The following is a 14200-nucleotide window of genomic DNA, read 5'->3' on the forward strand; positions in this document are numbered from 1 at the left end:
AAGCATGCAGGAGCGCTCCATGATTCGGCTCACCGCTGAACGCACCCCGGCTGGCACCAGTTATCTGGCGACCGGCCAAGGCCAGCCTGTGGTTTTGATCCACGGCGTGGGCCTGAATAAAGAAATGTGGGGCGGGCAAGTCGTTGGCCTGGCCACGAATTACCGCGTGATCACCTACGACATGCTCGGCCATGGCGCCAGCCCGCGCCCGGCCGCCGGCACGCCGCTGCTGGGGTATGCCGACCAGCTGCTGGAGCTGCTCGACCACCTGCAATTGCCCCAGGCCACGGTGATCGGTTTTTCCATGGGCGGCCTGGTCGCCCGGGCGTTTGCCCTGCACTACCCCGAGCGCCTCACATCCCTGGTAGTGCTCAACAGTGTGTTCAATCGCAGCCCGGAACAGCGTGCCGGCGTGATCGCACGCACCGCCCAGGCCGCCGAACACGGCCCGGATGCGAATGCTGAAGCCGCGCTGTCGCGCTGGTTCAGCCGCGAGTACCAGGCGGCCAACCCGGCGCAGATCGCCGCCCTGCGTGAAACCCTGGCGGGCAACGACCCCCAGGGCTACCTGACCACCTACGAACTGTTCGCGACCCAGGACATGTACCGCGCCGACGACCTCAAGGGCTTGCGCGTACCGACCCTGGTCGCCACCGGCGAACTCGACCCCGGTTCAACCCCGGAAATGGCCCGGCAACTGGCCGATCGTATTCCCGGCGCCACCGTTGCGGTGCTGGCCGAGCAACGGCATATGATGCCGGTAGAATCGCCACGCCTGGTCAACCAGCTGCTGCTGGGCTTCCTCGACACGGTGTACGCCCAAAACAATCCAATCAAGGGGATCGTTGCATGACACTCGCACGCTTCCAGATGTGCATCGGCGGTGAATGGGTCGATGCCCTGTCCGGCAAGACTTTCGACAGCCTCAACCCGGCCCTGGCCGAACCCTGGGCGCAACTGCCCGACGCCGATGAAGCCGATGTGGAGCGCGCCGTGCAGGCCGCGCAAAGCGCCTTCGACAGCCCGGCCTGGCGTGGCCTCACCGCCACCGCACGGGGCAAATTGCTGCGCCGCCTGGGTGACCTGATCGCCGAGAACAAGGAGCAACTGGCCCAGCTCGAAAGCCGCGACAACGGCAAGTTGATCCGCGAAACCCGTGGCCAGGTCAGCTACCTGCCGGAGTTCTTCCACTACACCGCCGGCCTGGCCGACAAGCTCGAAGGCGGTACCCTGCCGCTGGACAAGCCCGACCTGTTCGCCTACACCGTGCACGAAGCCATGGGCGTGGTCGCCGCGATCATTCCGTGGAACAGCCCGCTGTACCTGACCGCGATCAAACTCGCGCCGGCCCTGGCGGCGGGCAATACCATCGTGATCAAACCGTCGGAACACGCCTCGGCGACCATCCTCGAACTTGCGCGCCTGGCCCTTGAAGCCGGGATCCCAGCGGGCGTGGTCAACGTGGTCACCGGCTACGGCCCCAGCACCGGCGCCGCCCTCACCCGCCACCCACTGGTACGCAAGATCGCCTTCACCGGCGGCGCGGCCACGGCCCGCCACGTGGTGCGCAGCAGTGCGGAGAACTTCGCCAGGCTGTCCCTGGAACTGGGCGGCAAGTCACCCAATATCATCTTTGCCGACGCCGACCTCGACAGCGCCATCAACGGTGCGATTGCCGGGATCTACGCGGCGTCCGGGCAGAGCTGCGTGTCCGGCTCGCGCCTGCTGGTGCAGGATGAAATCTACGACGAATTCGTTGAGCGCCTGGTGGCTCGCGCCCAGCGCATCCGCATCGGCAACCCCCAGGACGACGCCAGCGAAATGGGCCCCATGGCCACCGCGCAGCAACTGGCCGTGGTCGAAGGCCTGGTCGCGGACGCCATCGCTGAAGGCGCGCGCCTGCGCACCGGCGGCAAACGCCCGCAGAACCTCGGTGAGGGCTGGTTCTATGAGCCGACCTTGTTCGAGTGCGACAGCAACTCGATGAAGATCATGCAGGAAGAAGTGTTCGGCCCGGTGGCCTCGGTCATCCGTTTCAAGGACGAAGCCGAAGCGCTGGCCATCGCCAACGACTCGCAATTCGGCCTCGCCGCCGGCATCTGGACCCGCGACCTTGGCCGCGCCCACCGCCTGGCGCGGGACGTGCGCTCGGGGATCATCTGGGTCAACACCTACCGCGCCGTGTCGGCGATGGCGCCTATCGGCGGCTTCAAGAACAGCGGCTACGGACGTGAAAGCGGCATCGATTCGGTGCTCGCCTACACCGAGCTGAAGACGGTGTGGATCAACCTCTCCCAGGCGCCCATGCCTGACCCTTTCGTGATGCGTTAAGAGACCCCGACCATGATCGAACCCGGCATTTACAAAGACGTCATGAGCTCATTCCCTTCCGGCGTCACGGTGGTCACCACCCTCGACCCGGACGGCGGCATCGTCGGCATCACCGCCAGTGCGTTCAGCGCGCTGTCGATCGACCCGGCGCTGGTGCTGTTCTGCCCCAACTATGGGTCGGACACCTACCCGATCCTGCGCGACAGCAAGCGCTTCGCGATCCACTTGCTGTCCGCCGACCAGACCGCCGAGGCCTATGCTTTCGCCAGCAAAGGCAAGGAAAAGGCCAAGGGTATCGAGTGGCACCTGAGCGAGTTGGGCAACCCGCTGCTGGCCAAGGCCACGGCGATCATCGAGTGCGAACTGTGGCGCGAATACGACGGCGGCGATCACGCGATCATCGTCGGCGCGGTAAAGAACCTGATCCTGCCCAAGGAGCCGGTCACGCCGATGATCTACCACAAGGGCAAGCTGGGCCCGCTGCCGGCCCTGGCCTGAGGCGCGCGGGGGCCGTGAGGGTTTGTCGCTTAAGGAACGCAGCATGATAAACTTGGGCACGATTTTCGGCCCTCAATCGGCCCCGGCCGGCCGAGGCCTCCAGTTAACCGCCACATTCAGAGCAGACCCCATGAAACGCGCGCCCCTCGACGACAGCTTCAAGGTCAATCACAACCCGGTCACCCTGCGCGAAATCGTGCTGGAAAAACTGCGCAGCGCCATCATGAACTTCCAACTGCTGCCCGGTGACCGCCTGGTGGAGCGCGACCTGTGCGACCGCCTCGGCGTCAGCCGCACCTCGGTACGCGAAGCCTTGCGTCACCTGGAGTCCGAAGGCCTGGTGGAATTCGCCGATGCCAAGGGCCCGCAGGTGGCGATCATCACCCTGGCCGACGCCGTCGACATCTATGAACTGCGCTGCGTACTCGAAGGCTTGATCGTGCAATTGTTCACCCTGCGCGCCAAGGCCAAGGACATCAAGGCCCTGGAAAAAGCCCTGGAAGAAAACCGCAAGGCCCTCAAGGACGGTGAACTGCAACAGGTCATCGACTCGGTCCAGGGCTTCTACGACGTGCTGCTCGAAGGTTCGGGCAACCATGTGGCGGCCACCCAGTTGCGCCAGCTGCAAGCGCGCATCAGCTACCTGCGCGCCACCTCGGTGTCCCAGGAAAACCGTCGCGGCACCAGTAACCAGGAAATGGAACGCATGGTCCAGGCGATCAAGAGCGGCGACCCGCTGGCGGCCCACCAGGCCTGCGTCGATCACGTGCGTGCGGCGGCCGCCGTGGCCCTGGACTACCTCAAGCGCAAACAGGAAGAAACCGGCAAGATTCCGGAAATCACCCTGCCCATCGCGCTGAAAGAACCGCGCATAGGTCACTGACCTTGGCCAGCCCCAGCTTTTGCCCGACATGCGGCGGCAGTGACCTCGGTCACCAGCTGCCACCGGGCGATACCCATGAGCGCCTGATGTGCCGGGGCTGCGGCTATATCCACTACATCAATCCCAAGATCATCGCCGGCTGCATCATCGAGCAGGACGGCAAATACCTGCTGTGCCAACGGGCGATCCCGCCCCGCCCGGGCACCTGGACCTTGCCTGCCGGTTTTATGGAAGGTGGCGAAACCACCGAGCAGGCGGCGTTGCGTGAAGTCTGGGAAGAAAGCGGCGTACGCGCCGAGATCGTATCGCCCTACTCGATCTTCAGCGTGCCCAGGATCAGCGAGGTGTACATCATCTTCCGCGCCATCGCGCTGGAGATCACCGGCCAGTTCGGCCCGGAGACCCTCGACTACAAGTTCTTCGCGCCCGAGGACATTCCCTGGGAGAGCATCTACTACCCGGCGATCCGGCAGATTCTCGAACGGTATATCGAGGAACGCCAGGCTGGGGTGTATGGCATCTACATCGGTAATGATGACAGCGGCAAGATTCACTTTATCCGCTGACCACACGGCCAAACACGGATCAAAATGTGGGAGGGGGCTTGCTCCCGATAGCGGTGTATCAGTCAGCATCCTTGTAGCTGACAGACCTCTATCGGGAGCAAGCCCCCTCCCACATTTGGCCCATGTTCGGCCTGATGACCTAGGGCGCCAGCCCTTCCACAATGATGATCTGCGCCAGCCCCGCCCCTTCACGGTGCACCTTCGCCTCCTGATATTCAGCGGACTCATAACACGCCACCGCCTGCTCATAGCTCTCAAACTCAATCACCACATTACGCTGCCGTGCAGGCCCGCCTTCCATCGCCTCGCTGCGCCCGCCCCTGGCCAGGAACCGCCCGCCAAACTTTGCAAACGCCGCCGGCGCGCGCTGGGTGTACTGCGTGTATTGCTCGGCATCGGACACATCCACATGGGCAATCCAGTAGGCCTTCATCGTGACATCCTCTTGTTGAATTTTTGTGGTATACCATAATACATACAACCAACAAATCGAGCACTCTCCATGTCCTTCAACAGCATCGCAGACATCATCGAAGACTACCGCCAAGGCAAGATGGTGCTCCTGGTGGACGACGAAGACCGGGAAAACGAAGGCGACCTGTTGCTGCCTGCGGCCTGCTGCACCGCCGAGACTATCAGTTTCATGGCCCGCGAAGCCCGTGGCCTGATCTGCCTGACCCTCACCGACGAACACTGCCAGCGCCTCGGCCTGGAACAGATGGTGCCGAGCAACGGCAGCGTGTTCAGCACTGCGTTTACCGTGTCCATCGAAGCCGCCAGCGGCGTGACCACCGGCATCTCCGCCGCCGACCGCGCACGCACCGTGACAGCGGCCGTCGACAGCAATGCCGGACCGGCCGATATCGTGCAGCCGGGGCATATCTTCCCGTTGCGCGCCAAGGACGGCGGCGTGTTGACCCGCGCCGGCCACACCGAAGCCGGCTGCGACCTGGCGCGCCTGGCCGGGCACACCCCGGCGTCGGTGATCGTCGAAGTGATGAACGACGACGGCACCATGGCCCGCCGTCCCGACCTGGAAATCTTCGCGCGCAAGCACGGCATCAAGATCGGCACGATCGCCGACCTGATCCACTACCGCCTCAGCACCGAACGCACCGTGGTGCGCATCGGCGAACGCGACCTGCCCACGGTGCACGGCACATTCCGCCTGATCACCTTTGAAGACCGCATCGACGGCGGCGTGCACATGGCAATGGTGATGGGCCAGTTGCGCCGCGATACCCCGGCGCTGGTGCGCGTGCATGTGATCGACCCGCTGCGCGACCTGGTCGGTGCCGACTACAGCGGCCCGTCCAATTGGACGCTGTGGGCGGCCTTGCAACGTGTCGCCGCTGAAGGCAGCGGCGTGGTGGTGGTGCTGGCCAACCATGAGTCGTCCCAGGCGCTGCTGGAACGCGTGCCGCAACTGACCCAGGCACCGCGCCAGTTCAACCGCTCGCAGTCGCGCATCTATTCCGAAGTGGGCACCGGGGCGCAGATCTTGCAGGACCTCGGCGTCGGCAAGCTGCGTCACCTCGGCCCGCCCCTCAAATACGCCGGGCTGACCGGCTACGACCTGGAGGTGGTCGAGAGCATTCCCTTCACCGAATGACGGATAACCGGTAAGGCAAAATGCTTGCACAAAGTTTGGAATACCATAATATGATATTCCATAGACCGAACGCTTCCGCCAAGTGCGCCCGCCAGGGAGAGCACCAATAACAGCCCTTGGCACGGTCGCCTTTCGGGGTCTCGATTAGAGGCCCCCGATGGACCTACTGCTCCCGATAGGCGGGCATTACCAAGCCCGCTCAATAACAAAACAAATGAGGGCGTGAAAATGGTGTTGAACAAACGTGCAACCGCGGTGCTGTTCGCGGGTTTATTGGCCACGGCCACTCACGCGGCCATGGCGGCCGAAAGCGTCAACTTCGTGAGCTGGGGCGGTAGCACCCAGGATGCGCAGAAGCAGGCCTGGGCCGACCCGTTCAGCAAGGCCAGCGGCATTACCGTGGTCCAGGATGGCCCCACCGACTACGGCAAACTCAAGGCCATGGTCGAAAGCGGCAACGTGCAGTGGGACGTGGTGGATGTCGAGGCCGACTTCGCCTTGCGCGCCGCCGCCGAAGGCCTGCTCGAACCCCTCGACTTCTCGGTGATCCAGCGCGACAAGATCGACCCGCGCTTCGTCTCCGACCATGGCGTGGGCTCGTTCTTCTTCTCCTTCGTGCTCGGCTACAACGAAGGCAAGCTCGGCGCCGGCAAGCCCCAGGACTGGACCGCGCTATTCGACACCAAGACCTACCCCGGCAAACGCGCCCTCTACAAATGGCCAAGCCCCGGTGTGCTCGAACTGGCGCTGCTGGCCGACGGCGTCCCGGCCGACAAGCTCTACCCCCTGGACCTGGACCGCGCCTTCAAGAAACTCGACACCATCAAGAAAGACATCGTCTGGTGGGGCGGCGGTGCGCAGTCGCAACAGTTGCTGGCGTCCGGCGAAGTCAGCATGGGCCAGTTCTGGAACGGTCGCATCCACGCCCTGCAGGAAGACGGCGCGCCCGTGGGCGTGAGCTGGAAGCAGAACCTGGTCATGGCCGATATCCTCGTCGTGCCTAAAGGTTCGAAAAACAAAGCGGCTGCAATGAAGTTCCTCGCCAACGCCAGCAGCGCCAAGGGCCAGGCGGATTTCTCCAACCTGACCGCCTATGCGCCGGTGAACATCGACAGCGTGCAGCGCCTGGATTCGGTGCTCGCGCCGAACCTGCCGACCGCCTACGTCAAGGACCAGATCACCCTCGATTTCGCCTACTGGGCCAAGAACGGTCCGGCCATTGCGACACGGTGGAATGAATGGCTAGTCAAATGAAAATGACGGCAACCACACCGACCGGGAGCGCCCTCGGCGCTGCCGGTGCGGTTTCGCCCAAGGCCGGGGCGCCGTCCCTGGCACAGCGCTGGCGGGGCTCGAGCAACCTGATCCCGGCCCTGCTGTTCCTCGGCCTGTTCTTCCTGGCGCCGTTGATCGGCCTGCTGCTGCGCGGCGTGCTGGAGCCGGTGCCGGGCCTGGGCAACTATGAACAGCTGTTCGCCAACTCGGCCTATGCACGGGTGCTGCTCAACACCTTTTCGGTGGCGGGCCTGGTGACCCTGTTCAGCCTGCTGCTGGGCTTTCCGCTGGCCTGGGCGATCACCCTGGTGCCGCGCGGCTGGGGGCGCTGGATCCTGAATATTGTGCTGCTGTCGATGTGGACCAGCCTGCTCGCCCGCACTTACTCCTGGCTGGTCTTGCTGCAAGCCTCCGGGGTGATCAACAAGGCGCTGATGGCCATGGGCATCATCGATGTGCCCCTGGAGATGGTGCATAACCTCACCGGCGTGGTGATCGGCATGAGCTACATCATGATCCCGTTCATCGTGCTGCCATTGCAGGCGACCATGCAGGCCATCGACCCGATGATCCTGCAGGCCGGCTCGATCTGCGGCGCGAGCCCGTGGACCAACTTCTTTCGCGTGTTCCTGCCGCTGTGCCGGCCGGGGTTGTTCTCCGGCGGCCTGATGGTGTTCGTGATGTCCCTCGGTTACTACGTCACCCCGGCGCTGCTCGGCGGTGCGCAGAACATGATGCTGCCCGAGTTCATCATCCAGCAGGTGCAATCGTTCCTCAATTGGGGCCTGGCCAGTGCCGGCGCCGCGTTGCTGATCTTCATCACCCTGGTGCTGTTCTACTTCTACCTGAAGCTTCAGCCGGAATCCCCGGTTGGCGCCAGCAACGCGAGGTAAGCCGTCATGCTCCTGACCCCCAATGCCATGAGCCGCAGGATGCGCTTGGGCCTCTACACCACCACCGGGTTGATCGGCTTGTTCCTGCTGCTGCCGATCGTGTTCATCGTGCTGCTGTCGTTCGGCTCGTCGCAATGGCTGGTGTTCCCGCCGCCGGGCTGGACGCTGAAATGGTACGGCCAGTTCATCTCCAACGCCGACTGGATGAACGCGGCCATGGCCAGCCTCAAGGTGGCCGTGCTGACCACCGTATTCGCCGTCGCCCTCGGCCTGCCCACCGCCTTTGCCCTGGTGCGCGGGCGCTTCCCCGGCCGTGAATTGCTCTACGGCCTGTTCACCCTGCCAATGATCGTGCCGCTGGTGATCATCGCCGTGGCGGTGTACGCGCTGTTCCTGAAGCTTGGCTACACCGGCACGATGTTCGCCTTTGTGGTCAGCCATGTGATCGTGGCGCTGCCGTTCACCATCATCTCGATCATCAACTCGCTGAAACTGTTCGACCAGTCGATCGAAGACGCGGCGGTGATCTGCGGCGCCTCGCGGTTGCAGGCGGTGTTCAAGGTGACCTTTCCGGCGATTCGTCCGGGGATGGTCGCCGGTGCGCTGTTCGCCTTCCTGGTCTCGTGGGACGAAGTGGTGCTCAGCGTGATGATGGCCAGCCCGACCCTGCAAACCCTTCCCGTAAAAATGTGGACCACCCTGCGCCAGGACCTGACGCCTGTGATCGCCGTCGCATCGACGCTGCTGATCGGCCTCTCGGTGCTGGTCATGGTGATTGCCGCCGCCGTTCGCCGGCGTACCGAAACCCGCGCTTGAGCGCCGAGGAGAAGAACATGAGTGCAGTGATCAACGATGTCGCGCAGAGCCATGGCCAACCCCTGGTCAGCCTGCGCAACCTGAACAAGCACTACGGTGAATTCGCTGCCGTGGACAACATCTCGCTGGACATCCGGGACGGCGAATTCCTCACCTTCCTCGGCTCCAGCGGCTCGGGCAAAAGCACCACGCTGTCGATGCTTGCCGGCTTCGAAACCCCAAGCAGCGGCGAGATCCTGGTCAGCGGCCAATCGCTGGTCAACGTACCGCCGCACAAGCGCGACATCGGCATGGTGTTCCAGCGTTACTCACTGTTCCCGCATTTGTCGGTGCGCGACAACATCGCCTTCCCCCTGGCGATTCGCAAACTGGCCAGCGCCGAACGCGACAAGCGCGTCGACGCCATGCTCAAGCTGGTGCAGTTGGAACAGTTCGCCCATCGCCGCCCTTCGCAATTGTCCGGCGGCCAACAGCAACGGGTCGCCATCGCCCGCGCGCTGGTGTACGAGCCACGCATCCTGCTGATGGACGAACCCCTCGGCGCCCTCGACAAGAAGTTGCGCGAAGACCTGCAGGACGAACTGCGCCAACTGCACCGGCGCCTGGGCATCACCATCGTCTACGTGACCCACGACCAGGAAGAAGCCATGCGCCTGTCCCAGCGCATCGCGATTTTCAGCCACGGCAAGATCGTCGGCCTGGGCAGCGGCTTCGACCTGTACCAGAACCCGCCGAACGCGTTCGTGGCGTCGTTCCTCGGCAACTCCAACTTCCTCAAGCTCAAGGCCCAGGGCAATGCCGTGGCGGCCTTCGAAGGCCAACCCGTGTCGATCCGCCTGACCAGCGGGCTGCACACCGAGCAGGAGGTGCTGCTGATGGTACGCCCGGAAAAAGCCCTGGCGCTGAGTGTCGAACAGGCCGCTGAACAACCGTTGGCGGCGGGCTGGAATGAAGTGTCGGCGATTGTGGGTGAGGTGCTGTTCCTCGGCGAAAGCCAGACCTGCACAGTGAAAACCCTCGGCGGCACATCGATGACAGTCAAGGCGCTGTCCGCTGCGGGCATGCCCCTCAAGGCCGGCGACCCGGTGCGTGTGCGCTGGGCGACGGCGGATGCGTGTGTGTATACGCAGTGGGCGGAGAGTGATCTGAACAAGGCCGCTGGCGCGCATTGAATCCCATGTGGGAGTGGGCTTGCCCCGATAGCGTTGTGTCAGTTAAAGATGCATTCACTGACACGCCCTCATCGGGGGCAAGCCCCCTCCCACATTTGAAGTGCGTTTATCCGTCAACTCTTGCGCTCGAAAATCGCCCCCTCGATCCCCAACACCTCACGGGTATCGGCATAGATCCCCACGCCCTTCTCCCACACGTGCTTGATCGAGCGGTCGGCGCAGCGAATCCGGTAATTGAGCTCGAACGGCTCCTGCCGTGACAACGCATATTGCACCTCGCGCCACACATAGTCGGCGTCCTGCACCAGGATCAGGCTGTTGTAGGTGAACTCATGGTTGTCCACCAGTCGCTCAGCGGGGTAACCGGTCAACTCCAGGCAGCCCGCGCTGACGAATTCCATGGTCCAGTCGCGGTTGTTGCGGCCGCGATAGATCAGGCCCGGCATGCTGTCGAGCAAGCTCATGCTGCTGCGCTGGCTGGCCTGCCAGGCGATTTCGCGGCGCTTGTGGGCAGTAACGTCCCCGGCCACCAGGTAGAAGCCTTGGGGGCCGCGCTTGAGGCTGATCTCGAACCAGCGCAGTTCGCCACTGGGGTGCACAAAGCGCAGGCGCTGGTTGAATGAGGTGTCGGGGCGGCGACGCAGTTCATTCAGGGCCTGGCGCCATAGCGGGCGGTCTTCCTGGTGCACGTAGTCCATCAGGTTGCGCTCCGCGCCCGGCGCGCCCATCAACTCGGCCCAGGCCAGGTTGAAGTGGGCGATCTGGCCGTTGTCGCGCAGTTGCAATAAGGCGGCGGGAAAGCAATCCATCAGGTCAATCGGCGGCGGCGCAAACGCTTCGGGGCTGTCCCTCATCTAGTGGCGCTCCTCGTGTTTCATCAAGGCACCGCTGTGCACCCAGGCCGCCAGCTCCAGGCGCGAATGCAGGCCGAGCTTCTGCAACAGGCTGCGCACGTAGATTTTCACCGTGCCGTCGCTGATCCCCAGTTCCCTGCCGATCTGTTTGTTGCTCATGCCGGCGGCGATCAGCGCCAGGGTCTGGCCTTCGCGCTCGGTAAGGTTTTCGCTGCCCGCAGCTTCACACGCTTGCGTGGGCTCGGCCTGGTCGGCGAGCAAGGCAATCAGGCTCGAATCCAGCACGATCGCGCCCTTGTGGCAGTTACGCATATACGCCAGCAACGCATCCGGCTCGGTTTCCTTGAGCACATAACCGCTGGCGCCCAGGCGCAAGGCCGTGAGCAACTCGGCGCGGTCCATGGAGGCGGTGAGCACCACCACCTGGCAATCCAGGCGCAACTGGCGCAGTTCGTCCAGCACCTGCAAACCGCTGAGGCCGGGCATGTGCAAATCCAGCAGCACCTGTTGCGGCGTCAGGCTCACGGCCAGGTTGATGCCCTCGCGGCCGCTGGCCGCCTGCCCCACCACTTCGAAGTCGCCGCTGGCATCGAACAACTGCGCCAGGCCCTTGCGAAACAACGGGTGATCATCGATCAGTAATAAGGTCGTGCAGTCCATCGAGACTCCCCTGTGGCAGATCGTGGTGGCGGCGCAGGCCAAGGTGCACGCGCACCCCGTGCGGGCGGATCGCTTCTATGCTCAGCCGTGCGCCGATGCTGGCGGCGCGCTCGCGGATAATCGCCAGGCCGAAATGGTTGTGCTCGTCGCAGGCCGGGATCAAGCCGATGCCATCGTCTTCCACCGACACCGAGGCGTCGCCGTCCTGGGTCTGGCGCAGTTCGATGCGCACGTGGCGCGCGTGGGAATGCCGCACCGCATTGGCCAGGGCCTCGCGAATGATCTGCAGGATCTGCAATTCGGTTTCCGGGCTCAGGGCGTCGTCGGCCAGGCGGTTGTCGAGTTCGAAGACGATGATGCAGCGCCGCGAAAATTCCGCGACCGAATCGGCCAGGGCCTGGCGCAGCGAGCGCCCGTCCATGGTCAGGCGCGCACTGGTGATCAGCTCGCGCACCTGGCGTTGCAGTTGGCTCAGGCCGGTGCACAGGTCCTGCAGTGCCGGCTCGCCCAGTTGCGACTGCAAGCCATGGGCCTGGAACGACAGGTAACCCAACTGCTGCGCCACCGAATCGTGCAGCTCACGGGCCAGGGCACCGTGGCGGGAGGTCGCCTGTTTGCGCTGCTGCTCACGGGTTTGGCTGCGCAGGCGCACGCTCACGCCCACCGCCTGCGCCGCCTCTTCCAGTAGCTGGCGCCAACTGCCACCGGCGCGCCGGGGGGTGTCGAGCAGCAATGCGCCCTTTTCACCCTCGGGCAAGGCGCACACCAGACGGTGCACGCCCCGTTGCCGGCAGGGTCCGCAGGCTTGGGCGGCGTCCGTCACGCTGGCGTCGCGCCAGGGGCAATGCGCGACCGCCTGGCAGCCGTCGACCCACCCTCGTCGCGTCGGGCCCAGGTCTTCGCCGCCGAGGATCAGGTTGAGCCTGGCAGGCGGCAGCAGTGCGTCGAAACGGTCCAGGAAACCCGACAAGGCACCGTCAGCGTGCAGTGGCAACTCGGCCAATAACCTGCGCACGCTGCGCGCCTGTTCGGGACGTACAGGCCCCAACCAGAGCGGCCAGCCTTTTGGTCGTGTCAGCACTCTACGATAACTCCCCGTCCGGTTGCGCTGCGTGGTCGAAAGGCCCAGCAACTTCCATGCCCCGAATGGCCGGCGCGCAAGGCTTATCTCCAAAGGCATAGCCCTTTTTCCAGATTGAGAAGATTTTCCCCATAGGAAAGTATCTCTCCCAACAGGAAACAAAACCCACCGTGGAGAGCCCCCATGACCCACACCCGCAGCCGCCCCATCGTGGTGATGCAATCAGCCGCCGCCAGCGCAGGGTTCATCAGCGAACTGCACATGCCCCTGCTGTTGAACGGCGAACACCCCGACTTTGCGCGGCGCCTGCAACAGGCGCTGGCCAGCGCCACCGTGGGCTGCCGGCTCTACCTGCTGGGCGACGAAGCCTTTATCTGGCGTGTGCACGGCGAGGCGCGTGCCGCGGGTATGGAAGAGGACGAGATCGACATGACCTGCACCACGACGGGCCTGCGCCAGGTGTATTGCGCGCACTGCGGCCTGACCCAGGCGGCCGGGCCGGAGCCGCTGTTGAACTGCATCGGCTGCCACGTCGGGCTGGAGGTCCGCACGCATTTTTCCCGGCGCCTGGGGGCTTATCTCGGCGTGTGCATCAACCCCGACCAGCCCTACGCGGGGTTCCAGCCATGAACGCGGCCCTCAACGTCCGGGTCAGCGCCGCACGCATGCTCACGCCGGTGGTGCGCGAATTCACCCTGACGCCCGCCACGGGCAGCCTGCCCGGCTTCTCGCCCGGCAGCCATGTGCAGGTGCACCTGCCGCTGGCCGAAGGCACGGTGCGCAACGCCTATTCACTCACCAGCGACCCGGCGCAGCCCCAGCACTACCGCATCGCCGTGCGCCTGCAAGACGCCTCGCGCGGTGGCTCGCGGTACCTGCACAGGCAGGTGCAGGTCGGCGACACCCTGCAGATTTCACCACCGGCCAATCTGTTCGCCCCCCATGGCACCGCGCGCCTGCATATCCTCATCGCCGCTGGGATCGGGATCACGCCGTTCATGGCCTATATCGCCGCGATGGAACAACAGCAGGCCGACTTCGAACTGCATTACCTGTTCCGCCGGGGCCTCAGCGACGCCTATCTCGACGAGCTGCAACAGCGCCTCGGCCCGCGCCTGCACACCTACGACCGACGCCCGGACCTTAACCCAATCCTCGGCAACCGGCCGCTGGGCAGCCACGTCTACACCTGCGGTCCGCAGCCCTTGCTCGAGGCGGTTGAGCAACACGCTGCACGCCTCGGTTGGCCGAGCAGGCGTGTGCATTCGGAAGCCTTCAAGGGCGCACAACCCGGCCAGCCATTCGACCTGCACCTGCTGCGCAGCGGCCGACGCCTGCGGGTCGAGGCCGAGCAAAGCCTGCTCGAAGCCCTGGAACACGCCGGACTGCAGGTGCCCAACCTGTGCCGTGGCGGGGTCTGCGGCCAGTGCATCACGCGCCACCAGGGCGGCGCCATCGAACACCGCGACAGCTTCCTCAGCCCGGCCGAGCAGGCCGAATTTCTGATGCCGTGCGTCTCGCGCGGCAACGGCCCCTGCGTTTCGCTGGACCTATAGGAG

The 14200-nt window shown here is 64.5% G+C and carries 16 protein-coding genes; 12 read left to right on the forward strand and 4 right to left on the reverse strand.

Annotation, left to right across the window (positions count from 1 at the left end):
* Positions 1–19 precede the first annotated feature (19 nt).
* The 5 genes from AC07OT_RS15975 to AC07OT_RS15995 all read left to right on the forward strand — a co-directional run bounded on the left by AC07OT_RS15975 (position 20) and on the right by AC07OT_RS15995 (position 4278).
* Entirely contained in the window at positions 20–853 is an 834-nt protein-coding gene (locus tag AC07OT_RS15975) for an alpha/beta fold hydrolase (protein WP_027603603.1), read from the forward strand.
* Positions 850–2331: an aldehyde dehydrogenase gene (locus tag AC07OT_RS15980; RefSeq protein WP_027603602.1), complete on the forward strand. Its 1482-nt coding sequence runs from the start codon at positions 850–852 to the stop codon at positions 2329–2331. The genes AC07OT_RS15975 and AC07OT_RS15980 overlap by 4 nt, the downstream gene beginning before the upstream one ends.
* Before the next feature lie 12 nt (positions 2332–2343).
* On the forward strand, positions 2344–2829 hold the full coding sequence (locus tag AC07OT_RS15985) for a flavin reductase family protein (RefSeq protein ID WP_027603601.1): 486 nt from the start codon (positions 2344–2346) through the stop codon (positions 2827–2829).
* A gap of 130 nt (positions 2830–2959) precedes the next feature.
* Positions 2960–3712, forward strand: a complete 753-nt coding sequence (locus tag AC07OT_RS15990) for a GntR family transcriptional regulator (RefSeq protein WP_027603600.1) — start codon at positions 2960–2962, stop codon at positions 3710–3712.
* Positions 3713–3714: 2 nt separating this feature from the next.
* Complete coding sequence (locus tag AC07OT_RS15995; RefSeq protein WP_141157386.1) at positions 3715–4278, forward strand: NUDIX hydrolase; 564 nt, start codon at positions 3715–3717, stop codon at positions 4276–4278.
* Positions 4279–4417: 139 nt separating this feature from the next.
* On the opposite strand, the gene AC07OT_RS16000 is transcribed toward AC07OT_RS15995, so the two are convergent.
* Positions 4418–4711 (reverse strand): DUF1330 domain-containing protein, encoded by a 294-nt coding sequence (locus tag AC07OT_RS16000; RefSeq protein WP_495108475.1) that lies wholly within the window; start codon positions 4709–4711, stop codon positions 4418–4420.
* A 69-nt stretch (positions 4712–4780) separates the two neighbouring features.
* Here AC07OT_RS16000 and ribBA point away from each other — a divergent pair, with 69 nt between their 5' ends.
* The 5 genes from ribBA to AC07OT_RS16025 all read left to right on the forward strand — a co-directional run bounded on the left by ribBA (position 4781) and on the right by AC07OT_RS16025 (position 10046).
* Positions 4781–5890: a bifunctional 3,4-dihydroxy-2-butanone-4-phosphate synthase/GTP cyclohydrolase II gene (gene ribBA / locus AC07OT_RS16005; RefSeq protein WP_495108476.1), complete on the forward strand. Its 1110-nt coding sequence runs from the start codon at positions 4781–4783 to the stop codon at positions 5888–5890.
* Positions 5891–6118: 228 nt separating this feature from the next.
* Positions 6119–7144 carry an ABC transporter substrate-binding protein gene (locus AC07OT_RS16010; RefSeq protein ID WP_027603596.1) on the forward strand — a complete coding sequence of 342 codons (1026 nt, stop codon included), beginning with the start codon at positions 6119–6121 and terminating at the stop codon, positions 7142–7144.
* Positions 7141–8058 (forward strand): ABC transporter permease, encoded by a 918-nt coding sequence (locus tag AC07OT_RS16015; RefSeq protein ID WP_065926398.1) that lies wholly within the window; start codon positions 7141–7143, stop codon positions 8056–8058. The genes AC07OT_RS16010 and AC07OT_RS16015 overlap by 4 nt, the downstream gene beginning before the upstream one ends.
* 6 nt (positions 8059–8064) lie before the next feature.
* On the forward strand, positions 8065–8874 hold the full coding sequence (locus AC07OT_RS16020) for an ABC transporter permease (protein ID WP_495108477.1): 810 nt from the start codon (positions 8065–8067) through the stop codon (positions 8872–8874).
* Between the two features lie 17 nt (positions 8875–8891).
* Complete coding sequence (locus AC07OT_RS16025; RefSeq protein WP_495108478.1) at positions 8892–10046, forward strand: ABC transporter ATP-binding protein; 1155 nt, start codon at positions 8892–8894, stop codon at positions 10044–10046.
* A gap of 113 nt (positions 10047–10159) precedes the next feature.
* Here AC07OT_RS16025 and AC07OT_RS16030 read toward each other — a convergent pair whose 3' ends face one another.
* Genes AC07OT_RS16030 through AC07OT_RS16040 form a run of 3 tightly spaced genes read right to left on the reverse strand, consistent with a single transcriptional unit; the run spans position 10160 to position 12575 of the window.
* The gene (locus tag AC07OT_RS16030) at positions 10160–10900 is read right to left on the reverse strand and encodes a PAS domain-containing protein (protein ID WP_495108479.1); all 741 of its coding nucleotides are present in this window, start codon (positions 10898–10900) and stop codon (positions 10160–10162) included.
* Entirely contained in the window at positions 10901–11560 is a 660-nt protein-coding gene (locus AC07OT_RS16035) for a response regulator (RefSeq protein WP_065926401.1), read from the reverse strand. It lies immediately after the preceding gene.
* Positions 11529–12575 carry an ATP-binding protein gene (locus AC07OT_RS16040; protein ID WP_495108511.1) on the reverse strand — a complete coding sequence of 349 codons (1047 nt, stop codon included), beginning with the start codon at positions 12573–12575 and terminating at the stop codon, positions 11529–11531. Before AC07OT_RS16040 ends, AC07OT_RS16035 begins: the two co-directional genes overlap by 32 nt.
* A 249-nt stretch (positions 12576–12824) precedes the next feature.
* On the opposite strand from AC07OT_RS16040, the gene AC07OT_RS16045 reads away from it, so the two are divergent.
* On the forward strand, positions 12825–13271 hold the full coding sequence (locus AC07OT_RS16045; RefSeq protein WP_495108480.1) for a dimethylamine monooxygenase subunit DmmA family protein: 447 nt from the start codon (positions 12825–12827) through the stop codon (positions 13269–13271).
* Positions 13268–14197 carry a PDR/VanB family oxidoreductase gene (locus tag AC07OT_RS16050; RefSeq protein WP_495108481.1) on the forward strand — a complete coding sequence of 310 codons (930 nt, stop codon included), beginning with the start codon at positions 13268–13270 and terminating at the stop codon, positions 14195–14197. Before AC07OT_RS16045 ends, AC07OT_RS16050 begins: the two co-directional genes overlap by 4 nt.
* Positions 14198–14200 lie beyond the last annotated feature (3 nt).

It is taken from the genome of Pseudomonas sp. GW821-FHT09C10, from assembly GCF_059418085.1.

Bases quoted from the DNA above. Each gene is read 5' to 3' on its own strand.
- AC07OT_RS15975 (WP_027603603.1), top strand. From the start codon at position 20: ATGATTCGGCTCACCGCTGAACGCACCCCGGCTGGCACCAGTTATCTG.
- AC07OT_RS15980 (WP_027603602.1), top strand. From the start codon at position 850: ATGACACTCGCACGCTTCCAGATGTGCATCGGCGGTGAATGGGTCGAT.
- AC07OT_RS15985 (WP_027603601.1), top strand. From the start codon at position 2,344: ATGATCGAACCCGGCATTTACAAAGACGTCATGAGCTCATTCCCTTCC.
- AC07OT_RS15990 (WP_027603600.1), top strand. From the start codon at position 2,960: ATGAAACGCGCGCCCCTCGACGACAGCTTCAAGGTCAATCACAACCCG.
- AC07OT_RS16000 (WP_495108475.1), bottom strand. From the start codon at position 4,711: ATGAAGGCCTACTGGATTGCCCATGTGGATGTGTCCGATGCCGAGCAA.
- ribBA (WP_495108476.1), top strand. From the start codon at position 4,781: ATGTCCTTCAACAGCATCGCAGACATCATCGAAGACTACCGCCAAGGC.
- AC07OT_RS16010 (WP_027603596.1), top strand. From the start codon at position 6,119: ATGGTGTTGAACAAACGTGCAACCGCGGTGCTGTTCGCGGGTTTATTG.
- AC07OT_RS16015 (WP_065926398.1), top strand. From the start codon at position 7,141: ATGAAAATGACGGCAACCACACCGACCGGGAGCGCCCTCGGCGCTGCC.
- AC07OT_RS16020 (WP_495108477.1), top strand. From the start codon at position 8,065: ATGCTCCTGACCCCCAATGCCATGAGCCGCAGGATGCGCTTGGGCCTC.
- AC07OT_RS16025 (WP_495108478.1), top strand. From the start codon at position 8,892: ATGAGTGCAGTGATCAACGATGTCGCGCAGAGCCATGGCCAACCCCTG.
- AC07OT_RS16030 (WP_495108479.1), bottom strand. From the start codon at position 10,900: ATGAGGGACAGCCCCGAAGCGTTTGCGCCGCCGCCGATTGACCTGATG.
- AC07OT_RS16035 (WP_065926401.1), bottom strand. From the start codon at position 11,560: ATGGACTGCACGACCTTATTACTGATCGATGATCACCCGTTGTTTCGC.
- AC07OT_RS16045 (WP_495108480.1), top strand. From the start codon at position 12,825: ATGACCCACACCCGCAGCCGCCCCATCGTGGTGATGCAATCAGCCGCC.
- AC07OT_RS16050 (WP_495108481.1), top strand. From the start codon at position 13,268: ATGAACGCGGCCCTCAACGTCCGGGTCAGCGCCGCACGCATGCTCACG.